Genomic DNA, 13,359 nt, shown 5'->3' with positions numbered 1-13,359 from the left:
ACCCTATGGCTCACATCAACCGCATCGAGATCGTCAACTACCTCTGCGAGGGTTGGGTGCCGAGCATGGGCGTCGCGAACTGGCGACCGCTATGGCCGGCCAACGTCATCAACCTTTGCGGAGCGTCGACTGCCGTGCAGATCCCGAACGGCGGTGGCAAGACATCGCTGACCAACGCCGTTCTGTACCTGCTGAGCCAGGATCGAGTGCTGAAACGGCGCTTCCTGGACCGGTGCTCGCCCGCTGGGATGGTGCCGACGCACATTCGTATCGAGTTTGCGATCCTCCACGGTCAGGACCTGACCCAGCGCGACCTGATGACGCCGGATCCTCAGTCGTCGCCCGCGGAGACCTTCGTGATCGGCGTTTGCGCCAATCGCGACGATGACAGCCCGCGGTTTTACCGCTACTCCGGTGTCCTTGAAGACGTGCCAGCCTGCCGAACGCTTGGTACCTCCATCGAGTTCATGACCGCTGCGGCGATCCAGGCGAACCTCAAGCAAGTCCGTGGGCACTGGAACCAATGGAGCACCACGGCCGAGTGGGGCAAGGTGGTCGAAGCCTTCATGAGCCCGGACGTGGTCCGGCAGAACGTCATGTTCCATCGCGACGGCGCTGGCGATGCATCTGCGGCGTTCTCCAAGGTCACAGCAGGTCCCGGCGAAAGGTTCGATGAGGCCTACTTCCGTCAAGTTGTCGCCCCGCAGTTGTTGACCAACGTCATGGGGGACTCCGCAGAGGAGGATGAGCGCAATGTTGAAGACACCATCTTGAAATCGATGGGGAGCTTCATCGAGGCGAAACTGCAGGTCGAGACCAAGGAGGCCTACCTGAATGGGCGCCAGGCCTTGGAAGGTGAGTTCCGGCCGGTGATGGACGCCGCCGACAAGATCGAGGTCGCGCGGGTCGCCTACCAGACCCAGCTCCAGACTCTGGCTGTGGATGCCGCCTTCCTGACGCGATTTGCTGACGCGAGGGACACCCGGATGCCCGGTGTGCCGCGCGACTTGGCCGAGTTCTCGCTGGACGCCAAGGTGCGAGATTGCCTGAAGGCCATGGTCTTGGACAAGGACGGCAGCATCTTGATCGAGAGCGCCGGCCTGGCGGCGTTGCTCGGCATACCGACCGGTCGGCTCAATGAATCTGCAGGTCGCACTTCTGCGTCTCAAGCAGCGATTCCGCACCAGGCGACAAGCGCGCAAGTCATTGATTTGTATTGCGATAGCAAGATTTCCGAAAGCCACGGCGGCCGTAGAAACTCGCTCCGCCACTACAGCCAGCAGGCAGCGCGCGACCTGGCGTCAAGGCGAGCTGGAGACGTGGCTGAGCACCAGCGCGTCCTGGACGAGGCGTTCGACTTCGCCAGGACCAGCGTGGACACCAACATCTTTCGCCACAACCTGAAACGGCTGTGGCGCGCCAAGGCAGGGTTGAAGGGTGAGATCGGCGAAGCCGAACGGGCGGGCCGATCCGCCGAGGCAGATCAGGAGAACCTGGAAAAGCAGGTCAAGGAGTGGAAGGAAAACCAGGGGGCGTTCCAGGAGTTCTGCGCGCAGTTGCAACTGATTCCCGCGGATCTTCACGAGACGCCGGCGCGGGTTGAAGACTGGCTCAAGTCCGAGATTCAGACGCGCATGGATGCCGTAAGCGACCACAAGTTGCGGGTGGGCACCCTGACGGGCGGCTGGGATGAGCTCAAGCAGGTTCGCAACGAACTGGGACTGATCGGCATCGACGAGCGTCTGGCGGGGCTTAAGGACGAGCGTGGACAACTGGAATCGACCAAGGCCAGTCGCACGACCGCTGCACGCCTTGCGCAGAAGGAGCGGGACGACGCTACGAACTTGGGTACCACCTTGAGGGTAGAGCTTGCCGAGGCTATCGCGCGGATTGCCGGGCTGTCCGAACACATGCAGGGGTATGACGCGTTCATCAGCCTCTTTGGGCCGGTCGATCCCGTGAAAGTCGGTCCACCGGTCAAGGAGAACACAGCCCTTGGAAAGGACAAGCTGCGACTTGAGAGCCAGCGTCGCACGACAGTGCAGGCGCAGGAGAAGCTACAGCTCCTGTCCAATTCAACAAAATCCTTCCGGCAGCTCTTCGGCGAGATTGACCCCAGGGTGGCCACGCCGCAGAAGGACCATAGGGCGCTGCTGGAGTCCCAGGCGGGGGCTCAGGCCGTGTACCAGCAGCACCAGCCGTTGGCCGAAAGCCTCGAATCGCATCTTGAGCGCACGGGGCGCAGTCCGACGGACTGGCTGCGCGCCACAGACGCCGCGCACGCTGCCGCATTGGAGAAGGCGAGGGTGGCGCGCGAGGCTGTGCGAGACCTTGACCTCGAGCTGGCGGCACTCGACAACCTCGACGAGGTCGGGAATGCCGACTACGCCTCCGCCTATGATGCGCTGACCGACGCGGGTCTCGATCTGACCAGAGCTCAGGACGTAATCCTCGGTCTCCAACTGCCCAAGGACGAGACGTTGCCGCTGCTGGCGGCCCTCGCGCCCCTGTTGGATGCACCGGTCGCCGTCGATATCGACCGCGCCGAAGCCGCTCTGGCGGTCTTGCAGCAAGGCGGCCACGACGTTCCCGTGCTCTTGCTCGATCCTTTGGTGGCGTTGCTGAAGCAGGGCCCCGATCACGACTCGTCGACGACGTCGTCTTTGGGGGTCTTCGCCGGCGCCAAGTCTCGCCGCATGCGGGCCATCGTCGATCCTCAGGCCCTCGTCGAGGAGCGCGCGGCTGTCAGCGGCAGGAGGGATGAGCAACAGGCCCTCATTGAGGACGGCATGGCGCAAGCGCGGCTGCTCACGCCGCACACCGACGGCTATCGCCAGGCTCTGAGCGCGCAGGATGCCGTGGTGCAGGGGTCTGCTGCGAAGGTGAATGCCGCTCAAGCAGAGCTTTCGGCACTGGAGCCGCGCATCGCGGCCGCTGAGCGACTCGTGACGCCCGAGGCGATTGCGCTGTTGCGCGACGCCAAGGCGTTTGTCGAGGCCGGTGGTACGGAGGCCTTGAGCACGCTGAGCCTGGAAGTCGAGGATCTATCGGGGCAACTGGTCAGGGTCGACGACCGACTGGCGGAGATCGCGCCGTTGGTCACCCAGGAGGCGTTCGTGGCGCACGACGGCGCCCGCAAGTTCGTCATGGGCGGCGGTCATAAGACGTTCCAGGAGCTGAAGGAGAAGCGAGCGTCGGTAGAGATTCAAGTCGCCGCCATTGACGCAGCGATGCCAGGGCTTCAGGCCAAGCTGACGCGGTTCGTGGACGAACTGCAGCAAGCCGGCGAGCGCGAGCTGACCTTCATGTCCACGTTCCAGTCCACCTGGGATCGACTGACACGCGCGAAGACCTTCCAGGAGGATGGCAGCGCGGCGTTCATGGAAAGCCATGCTCATGTCCTCACTGGCCTCGTGACCGCGCGTGACGCACTGAACCCGCTGCGGTCGATCAACTACGCCCGCGCGCAGGCATTCAAGCAGCATCAGGGTCAAGACGAGGCAGAGTTGCAGCGCCAAATCGCGGCGACCAAGGCTCGGCGCGCGGGCGCCAAAGCCAAGGTGGAGGCTCTCCGGGGTTCGGAGGAGGCCTTGGATGGCGACATCGCCGAAGCCGGGCTGGCGTCCGACGCTTTGCATGAGCTTGCCTTCTTCCTGTGCGACCGCCGGAATGCAGCAGCCCCGTTTGAAGAAGACCTGAGAAATCGTGAAGTCGGCAGCTCGCGCGCCGAATCGCACGAGGCCTATCCCGCGGCCGAGGCGCTGTTCTGGCAGTTGCGCGACTGGCGCCCCGATCAAGGCAGGTTCGACCGCACCACGATCAGCATCCTGCGCGCTGATGTGGAGGCGATCGACGCGGCCCGTACGGGAAAGAATGTCGGCGACGCGCGCAAGCATGCGACCCGTGTCAGGACTGACTTTGAACGTGTTCGAGAGGACTTCTGCAACAAGGCTCGGGCAGCAACCAACGGCGGGTTCTCGGAAGCGGAGATCGAGGCCATTCAGAACGCGAACTCGACAGAGGGCCTCACCGCCCTTGCCGAGATCAGCGGCCGCTTGCGTGATCAGCTGGCTGCCGAGCAGGCCGAACTGGTCGAACTGAGGCAGTCGACCGAAGTCGTCGAGTCGGCCAGCATCGAGACCTTGACGCGCCTGGTGGAGAGCTGCAAGGGCAACTTGCTGACGATGAACACGGTCATGGCGAGAAATTCCAATGCGCGCTTCACGATCGAAGCCGAAGTGATCTCCACGGAGGACATCAAGAAGCTGATGGAGGACCTGCGCGACCACATCGAGAGTCGCAAACGTGAGGCCAAGGACCGGCAGAAGCTGTCGCGGACCACCGTTGATACCAACTTGGGCACGGACATCCGGCGCGCGCTGATCGATCGCATCTTCATGAAGCCCTCGGTCCAGTTCATTCATGTGGGCATGTGGGACGGCAAGACCCGCCCCGTACAGCCTGGGATGTCAGAAGGGCAGAAGTCCGCACTGCAGATGCTGTGGCTCATTCGCGAGTCCGAGTACCACCTGGAGTGCGCTGTGCGCCGACACCTCGGTGGGGGCTCCAAGAAGCGGCTGCGCAGCCGGGCGCAACGTGTGCTGTTCTTCGATGGCCTCTTCAGCAATCTGACGGACCGCCGCCTGATCGACGAGGCGTTCAAGGGTCTGGGCGAGGCCGACAGCAGCCTGCAGCTCGTCGGGCTCATACACAACCCGGAGTACCGGAACAACTCGAAGATCTTCCCGTCGTATGTTGTCGGCCGGCGCGTCGGGAATCGCGATGTCGAGGGCGAGCGCAGCTACGTCCGGTTCGAGGACAACCGCCCCGAGGGCTCGATGGGTCTCGCGACATTCATGCACAAGCGGCAGCCTGCGGCGCGCGAGGCGATAGATGGATGAAGTCAGCATCGCGGTGCTGGCCTGGCTGCGCCGCGGCTCGGGCACCAAGGGGCGCAAGTTCCTTGCATCGGACATCGCTGCCCGCGCGGCTGCGGGGCTGCGCACTGATTCCGTTTCCGTTTCTGGTGCACTCCGCGCGCTGAGGGCGGACGGCCTCGTCTCGTACACGCCTGACACGATGGGCATGCCCTACACGGGCTACCTCAGCGTGGTGCCGGCCGTCGTGGAGATGCCCGACACCGAGAAAGCCTGGCGGGAGGCGCTCGAGCACGGCATGCAGGATCGCCAGCTCGCAGATGCCCTGGCCGTCTCGCACGCGCTCTTTGACGGCCTAGAGGCTCTGGACATGCAGCACGTAATCGCTGGGTTGCTCAGGATCCGGGACACGTCGGCGTCGCTGGGTAGCGCCTACAGTTTCAGCGTGAGCGCACAGCACATCCTGAGTTCCTCCAAGGTGTTGAGCCGGCTCCCGCTTTCGACACTCAGATTGCTCGGGATTGATCGCCTCCCGACGACACCCCGGTACCTCGTCGTGGCAGGACCGGCGCATCCTTCGGCGGCGCTGTTCATCGAGAACACGACCAGCTTCGAAGAAGCTGTCAAAGCGGGCATGGATGCAGAGCTAGCCTTGGTTGCGGCGTACGGGTACGGCCTGAACATGTTGTCCGACAGCAGCGCAGGACTGGCTTTGCTGGAGAGCGTGAGGAGCAAGGGGTGTGAGGTCCTGAGTCGAACCGGCAGCGGCCATAGCTTGGAGCGCCTGTTTACTCTCCCCAGCGTGTATTTCTGGGGCGATCTGGATCGGGAGGGCCTGCGCATCGCCATGGCATTGAGACAGCATCTGCCTCAGCTGGCGCTGAGCGCCCTGTACCAGCCCATGCGGGCAATGGCGCGACGACGCGAGACTTCACACCCGTACCTCGGCCTCAGTGGCAAGGCCCTGCAGGCGGCCTGGACGCCCACCGGCGAGGACGTGCTCGACCAACTGGCGCTGGAGTGCGCAACGCGTGCGGTCGACCAGGAAGCCGTCGACGTCGCGCAGAACCTGCACTTGGCTGGGAAAGGTCTGTTGGAGTCCTGGTCGGCTCGGTCGGGGGACTTATGAGCGCATCGGTCGATGGTGAGGGCGCAGATGGTGAGGCGAACCCTGATGAGAGCTCCGGGCTGCTGGAAGATCCACCGAGTTGGGTGGAACTCAGAGACCACGTCGAGCGCCAGCTCAAGAAGTTTTCAATCCAGTCAGTTGCCGACAGCGTCATGGACGACCTTTGGGAGGATCGACCTGCTCCCGATCAGTTGAAGGCCTTGCCGTGGCTGGCGCTCCTGATCGCTAAGTGGTCCCTGCAGCTGGGGTCGACTATTCGCGTGGGACGGAAGCTGCCCAAGGATCTGCTGCTCCTTTTGAAGCGAGCCCTATGGGATGGCAACGATCGCGCGTTCGTCGAACGAACCGCGAGACACGAGGCCGAGTTTGGTCTGGACCGGCCACAGCCTCTGTCAATCATGATGCGCATCGCGCTGGCCACCCAGATGCAATTTCAGCGGCAGGAAATCTGGGGGTTGTACAGGACGGCAGGACTGATCCGGCCGCTTGACGCCAACCACAGGAGCAAGCGGATCTTCAGAGAACAGATCGGGCTTGAGGTCGAGGAATTCATCGACGGGTGCATCTTCCTGTACACGCTAGCGAACAGAGACGGCGCGAGGGAGCTGAACGCTGTCGACGTGGAACACTTCAAACCGATGCGCGATGGGATGATTCGGAAGGTGCTCGCGCTGATGTCACGCAGTCTGCCTGACCTGCGGCTGGAGTTGTTGCAAGAGGCGCCGATGAAAGGCAGCCGCAGCAGGGAGCTCTACGTATTCCCCGTCTTCAAACGATTCCCGTTGCTGCGTACGCGGCAGGGGCGATATTGGTGCTGGCACCGGTCAGTGCTGGATCGGTACATGGACGAAGCCGTCCACCTGGAGTTGTCCAAGGCAGGCCAGAAGTACGCCGATTCGTTCAGCATGGTCTTCGAGAAGTACGTGGTCGATCAAAGTCAGAGGCTGGGATTCCCGCTGACCACGGCCCAACAGTACCTCGATGCCTACGGCCGTGGCGAGAAGATCAAGAACGTCGAGGCGGTGGTGACCCATGGCAACCGCCGGCTCTTGATCGAATCCAAGATGGGCCTCTTCCCGGACGACGTCCTGTTTCAGGAGACCGAGCTGGGCAACAGAGGCAAGCTCAAACGCGTGCTGGAGGCAGTGGAGCAGGGGCAGACGGTCAGCCACAAACTGGCGACCTCGCATCCTGAAGACCAGGAGCACTACCTGATCGTGGTGACGAGCCGCGATCTGGTCATCGGGACCGGGCTGTTCCTGGAAGACATGTGTGGCCCCGGAAGCCTGGCAGCACCCGTCGGCACGGAAGGTAACCTTTTGCCACTCAATCACATGTTCGTTCTGTCCATCGACGAGTTCGAGCGGTTGGTCGAGTTTGTGGCCAGCGGGAGGCTGTCGTTGTTCGACCAGGTCGCGAGCGCCGCCAAGTCGTCGAGGAATCTGGCAGGGTGCGCCTTCAATTTCTCTTCCTTCTACCCAAAGGAACTGGCCGGCATAGGCCAACGGATCCGCATGCCGGCGTTCATCGCGGCTGAACATCGAGCAGCGATGGACCGGCTGTCCTTGGCGTTGGAAGCTCATCAAACAGTTCATAGGCCGCAGCCACCGGGCAGCGCCGACACTTGACCCATGGACGTTTTGATGTCGACAACGAGGATTGCGAGAACGCTCTGGTTCGATACCAGAGATGGCGGACGTGAGACGATCAGCCAAGCCGATCTGCCTGGCAGGCATGAGTCGATCGTGGTCCTGGGCGAGGCAGGCATGGGCAAAACGGAGCTACTACGGTGGATCGGACAGCAGCCTGGTCATGTCTACTGCACGGCCAGGCGCCTCAAGAACGCTGGTTCAAACCCGTCTCGCATCTTGGGCACGGCAACAACGCTCGTCATCGACGCGCTCGACGAGCTGAGCGCCAAGGATGACGGCGATGCCGTAGACACGGTGCTTCAACGGCTGGCTGACCTGGGATTCCCTCGGTTTGTCCTGTCCTGCCGGATCGCCGATTGGCGCCATGTGACCGGCAAGGATGCGATCAAGGAACAGTATCCCGACCTGGAACCCTTCGTGGCGCACCTGCAGCCGCTCGACGAGGTGGAGATTCGGAGAATGCTGGTCGCCGAGCTGGACGGCAACGAGAGTCAGGCCGATGAGGTGATGGGCCGCCTGGCGGGATCGAACCTCGCTGGGCTCATGGGCAATCCTCAGACGCTGCAGATGATTGCCAGGGTCGCTAGGGGAGGGCCGTTGCCGGAGACCAAGGCCGGCTTGTTCGCGGGTGCAGTGGACGTTCTGCGCCGGGAGCACAGCCACGGAAAGTTCGAACTGCAGCCTGACGCAGAAGCCGCATTTGAGGCTGCTGGGGCAGCGTTTGCGGCGTTGATCCTGACGGGCGCTGAGGCGATCGTCGTCGAATCAGCTGATCCAGGCGACATCGAGATTCCATTGGCAGAAGCTGCCGCGTTGCCCGGCGCCAGTCAGCTGCGTTCGGTCCTGGGCAGTCGGCTCTTTGGAACTGCGGCAGGGCCAAACCGGCTGACGTACTGGCATCGCAGCATCGGCGAATACCTGGGTGCGCGCTATCTGGCGCGCCAGGCCCACACCGTTATGAGGCGCAAGCGTCTGCTCGCGCTCTTTCATGCGCACGGGGTGGTGCCTGCCTCTCTGCGCGGTCTTCACGCCTGGCTGGCACTCCACAGCGGCGACCTCGCCGCAGAAGTCATTGCTGCGGATCCCTCTGGCGTGATCGAGTATGGAGACGTGGCGGCGCTGAACTCGTGGCAGGCCGAGCTCCTTCTCGATGCGCTTGAGCGCACAGCTGCTCAAGACCAACGGTTCGCCATCGGCGACGGCGCGGCTTCGGCGATGAGAGGTCTCATGCGGGCGGATATGCTGGCCCGGGTCAGAGCTGTCATCACCACCGAATCGTTGCCGTACGGCCTTCGAATGCTCCTCATCGAGTCGGTGGCTGGATCCGAGATCGCTGAGCCGCTCAGGCCGGTCATACGCGATCTGGTTTGCAGGTCGGACAACGGGTACGCGGTTCGGTGGGCGGCGTTTGAAGCGCTGAAGTCGATGGGGGGTGAGGACTGGCCTGCCGTCCTGCAGGTAGCGCGCCACAGTGGAAACAACGGCCCTCGGATGGCCGTCGACATCGTGAAGCATGTCGGTCCCGCGGTTTTCATGGATCGCGACATCGTTGGCGTTGCCATCCAGTACGCCCAACAAGAGCGCCGGATGATCATGCAGTTCACCGCGCTGGAGCGTGCGATCTCGGATGACCGACTTGAAGGCGTGCTGGACGCCTTCGCCGAGCAGTTGACCGGCCTCGGCAGCCGACACGAGCGTCGGGGCAATGACGAGCTCACCGACATGGGATATCGGCTGATCCAGCGGCGCCTGTCGATGGGTGCGATTGAGCCAGCAAGGCTGTGGGGATGGTTGCGGCATTTCGATGCCGAGATCGGGTACCGGAGAGAGGAGCGTGTCCTCCTTCACACGCGGCTGCGCGATGACGATGAACTGCGCCGTGGGATCCAACGCCTGGTGCTTCTGGACGAGCCTGGAACCAAGACGGTCTGGCAGCGTAGTCATCGTCTGAACAGTCGGTCTGGTGGGTTGGCGGCAACGGAGCAGGACGTCGTGCACCTGCTCGAGACCATGGACCCGCAGTCCGAGCGCTCAGATGACCGGTGGCAGGACGTCGTGAGGATGGCGCCTCACTCAGCGACTGACGGCGTGCAAGTCCGTGCGGCCGCCCTGCGGTTTGCTCAAGGGCGTCCGGACATCGTGGAGTGGCTAGACCAACTCACCGTCTCACCTGCTCAACAATGGGAGATCGACAACGCGAGACGTGCGCGGCGTCATGCTCGCGAAACTGCGGCGAGATGGGGTGCAGTGAGGCGGGATATGTCGGGCAGCATCGACGAGATACGCGCGGGGCGAGTCCATTTCATCATCAGCCTGGCGGAGGCCTACCTCGATCTCTTTCACGACCTAGATCACGACCAAGCTCCGGTTGATCGGCTAACCACGTGGGTCGGGCCGGAGGTCACCGCGGCAGCACTGGCAGGGTTTGAAGCGTTTCTTCATGCGGACATCGAGCCGTCGGCGCAGCAGATGGCAGAGAGCAACGCCGAGTCCAGGCGATGGAACGCCAGCAAGGTCATAGCGGCGGCGCTATCAGAACGAGTTCGTCTTGGTCGCGGCTTCGACGGCGTTTCGGATGACCGACTGACCGCAGGCTTCCTTGAGTTGCGGGGCACTCGCATCGACGACCACGCTAAGCTCACCGAGCTGCAGCCCGCAGTCGATAACGAAGTGCAGGCACGGGGCTTACTTGAAACCGCGTTGCGCCTGTGGATCGAGCCTCAGCTACAACGACGCCTCTCTCACGTCGATCAGCTTGTCTCGCTGATGTGGACAGACGCGGACAGTCAGCGTGCCGCAACACTCGCGCAGGAGTGGCTCACTACATATCCCGAGATGGCAGCGGATCCTGAGGCCACGCTAGTTGACCGGCTCATCGAATCGCGTCGGTATGACGTACTGGCAGCCCTTGCCAGTGCGCGCCTGGCAGGCGCCCTCTCGGACGAGCGCCGCCGCAACTGGGAGGCGGCCTCAGTGGTGGCCGACTTCGAGAAGCAGCGGGACCGGCTGTCGACGGTCGCCGCCAGCGACTCCCAGCTGCTGTGGTCCATACGCCGGCGTGCTTTCCACGGCAGGAGTCGCCAGTCGAGCGTGGTGTTCTCGGTGGACCAGCTTGTCTGGATCTTTGAGTCCTTCCGGGGGAGCTTCCCAACCCGCGGCAGGCCTGAGAACGGATGGACCGGCGACCAGAACGCCTGGGATGCGACGGACTTCCTGGTATCGCTAGCCAATAGGCTGGCGACCATGACCTCGCCGGCAGCCGTCCAAGGATTGCGGGACCTTCGCGATGCGCCAGAAGACAGCTACACCTCCACGCTACGAGTGCTATTTGCTGAGCAACGGCAGAAGGCGGTGGAAGAGCGATACCGCCCACCGATGTTGGGTCAGGTCCGAACGATTGTCGAAGCAGGCTCACCTGCAACCGTGACGGACCTGCAAGTCACCTTGGTCGAGTTGCTTGATCAGGTTCAGAAGCGTCTCGTGGGAGATCCGGCGGATCCTTGGCGCGACTTCTTTGATACGCAGGGCAACCCGTTCGGCGAAGAACGCTGCCGGGACCACCTGCTGACCATGCTCACCTCCAGGCCGGAAGGGATCGATTTGACGCCAGAGCGTCACCTCGCCAACGACAACCGCGCGGACATCGGCGCAACCCTCAACGGCATGCGCGTGCCTATCGAGATCAAAGGTCAGTGGCACAAGGATCTCTGGCATGCCGCCGATACCCAGTTGGACCGGCTCTACGCCAGCGACTATGCGGCTGAGCGCCGAGGGATCTACCTGGTCCTCTGGTTCGGCAATGACGTCCCGCCTAGGAAACAGGCACGATCGGCCGGAAGAGGGCGGAGACGCCCCCAGACGGCGGTAGAGCTGAGAGCTGGCCTCATCGCCGGCAGCCGTGCGGCCGCGGAAGGTCGCATCGAGATCGTTGTTCTGGACATAGAACAGCCTGCCGATCTGCCGCACCGCGCTGGCCAGGGCACTTGATCGCGTGACTGGCCCTATTGCGCTTAGCCGCGTTTTGGCTCGCGGACTCGGCGAGTCTCAATGCCGTGGAGGGAAAGTTCAGAGCCTTTGGACAACGCACAATTCCGTACGTTTTCCGTACAGGACTGCGGTCCAATGCCTGAAAATTCGCTAACCTATTGATTTAAAATGAAAATATGGTGCGCCCGGCTGGGATCGAACCAGCAACCCCTGCCTTCGGAGGGCACAAGGTCAGATGGACTGCGTACCCGCTCAGCCGCTTGTCCTGCAGCGCAAGGCATGAAATGACGGGCGCCCCGCCCGTGCTGGGAACGGTGTAAAATTGCAGCTGAGAGTACGAGTTGTCCCTGGTTGGATTCCAGAAACTGCTCCGAATCTCCTGACCAGTCTGAGGTACCCATTTGGGTACCCGCTAGAATGGCGAAGTGGCAAAAAGTTGGTTGATGCGGTCTGGGAAAAATCGTTAGATTCCGCCCCAGCCACCAAGACATCGTGCAAGAGCACAGCAAGAGCCCATCCCCAGCGATGGGCTTTTGTTTGTTTGTTTGGCGCCTGTTCTGGCGCGTCGGACATCGCACTGCGGGATTAGCTCAGTTGGTAGAGCGATACCTTGCCAAGGTATAGGTCGAGAGTTCGAGTCTCTTATCCCGCTCCAGATTTGCCCATGTGGCTCAGTGGTAGAGCACTCCCTTGGTAAGGGAGAGGTCACGCGTTCGATCCGCGTCATGGGCACCAGGACCTCGGCGGCCTTGCTGCAAGGTTGGCGATGTGGTCCCTTGGTCCGCCCATGGATCGTCGGCCCGAGCAAATTCTCGTGGGCTTTCTTTCTGAGCAGGGAACCGCCGATGGATACCGAGACCAGCGCCATGCGCGCATCGCAGGCCGAGTTGCAGAGCCGGCTGATCGCCGCTCTGTGCACCCGCACGCTGAATCAGTTTGCCGCAGAGTCCCGGCTGGACGGCGAAAGCCTCAGGGATGCGGTCGAGCGCTATGAGGTCGACTATGCCTGGCAGGTGTTGAGCTCGGCGCGCCTGCGCGACGACACCGTGGCCCGGGTGGCGGACCGGCTCCAGCGGCCGCTGAGCGAGCCGCTGCAGAACTGGATTGCCGATGTCCTCAGCGCGGCCGCTGCGGCTCAGCCGCCCGAGCTGCTGATGAGCTTTGACAACGATGTGCCGGAGCAGTTCGCCGCGCTGTTGTGCGCCGGCCTCCATCCCAAGCTCGACCCGGCCGCCGCTGCGCTGGTTTGAGCGCTCGGCGCGGCGCCGTCCAGGGCCGTCCTTGCATAATCCGGCCCGAACAATGCCTGGGAGGGCCTGCTTGATGAGTGACCCCGACAAACTCGACCGGCTCACCGCGTCGCATGGCGCGCCGCCGCCCGATACGCTGCGTGCCCGCCTCGAAGCGCTGCTGGCGCGTGGCCGCGACGATGCGCTGCTGCGCTTCGGTCTTGGCAAGGCCTGCCTCGATGAGGGCGATGCGGCGGCGGCGGCCGTGCATCTGCAGAAGGCGACCGAGCACAAGCCGGACTACACGGCCGCCTGGAAGCTGCTGGGCAAGGCCCTGCTGGCGCAAGGGCGGGCGCAGGAGGCCGGGTCGGCCTGGCAACAGGGTCTGGCCCTGGCGCAGCGCCAGGGCGATCACCAGGCCGGGCGCGAGATGGGCGTCTTTCTCAAACGCCTGTCAGCGCCGCCGCCCGGCTGACGCTCCGCGG

6 protein-coding genes and 2 tRNA genes are annotated in these 13,359 nt (G+C 63.2%); all 8 read left to right on the top strand.

The annotated features are described in order from the left end of the window. Positions 1-5: 5 nt before the first annotated feature. A complete protein-coding gene (locus O5M90_RS14080) occupies positions 6-4,901 on the top strand; it encodes a hypothetical protein (RefSeq protein WP_269839236.1) in 4,896 nt (1,631 codons plus the stop codon). Next, positions 4,894-6,006, top strand: a complete 1,113-nt coding sequence (locus O5M90_RS14075) for a Wadjet anti-phage system protein JetD domain-containing protein (protein ID WP_269839235.1) — start codon at positions 4,894-4,896, stop codon at positions 6,004-6,006. Before O5M90_RS14080 ends, O5M90_RS14075 begins: the two co-directional genes overlap by 8 nt. Then, positions 6,003-7,634: a hypothetical protein gene (locus tag O5M90_RS14070; protein WP_269839234.1), complete on the top strand. Its 1,632-nt coding sequence runs from the start codon at positions 6,003-6,005 to the stop codon at positions 7,632-7,634. Before O5M90_RS14075 ends, O5M90_RS14070 begins: the two co-directional genes overlap by 4 nt. 3 nt (positions 7,635-7,637) lie before the next feature. Next, the gene (locus O5M90_RS14065; RefSeq protein ID WP_440402111.1) at positions 7,638-11,645 is read left to right on the top strand and encodes an NACHT domain-containing protein; all 4,008 of its coding nucleotides are present in this window, start codon (positions 7,638-7,640) and stop codon (positions 11,643-11,645) included. A 579-nt stretch (positions 11,646-12,224) separates the two neighbouring features. Continuing rightward, a tRNA-Gly gene (locus O5M90_RS14060) sits at positions 12,225-12,300 on the top strand. 5 nt (positions 12,301-12,305) lie between these two features. Further along, a tRNA-Thr gene (locus O5M90_RS14055) sits at positions 12,306-12,380 on the top strand. A 110-nt stretch (positions 12,381-12,490) separates the two neighbouring features. Next, the gene (locus O5M90_RS14050) at positions 12,491-12,895 is read left to right on the top strand and encodes a hypothetical protein (protein WP_269839231.1); all 405 of its coding nucleotides are present in this window, start codon (positions 12,491-12,493) and stop codon (positions 12,893-12,895) included. Positions 12,896-12,968: 73 nt separating this feature from the next. Then, complete coding sequence (locus tag O5M90_RS14045; protein WP_440402110.1) at positions 12,969-13,349, top strand: tetratricopeptide repeat protein; 381 nt, start codon at positions 12,969-12,971, stop codon at positions 13,347-13,349. The last annotated feature ends 10 nt before the right edge of the window (positions 13,350-13,359 follow it).

The sequence above is a fragment of the Paucibacter sp. M5-1 genome, assembly GCF_027498415.2.
Lineage (GTDB): Bacteria > Pseudomonadota > Gammaproteobacteria > Burkholderiales > Burkholderiaceae_C > Roseateles_E.
The sequence above is the reverse complement of the archived record's forward strand: the minus strand, read 5'-3'. Positions and strand labels throughout refer to the sequence as shown.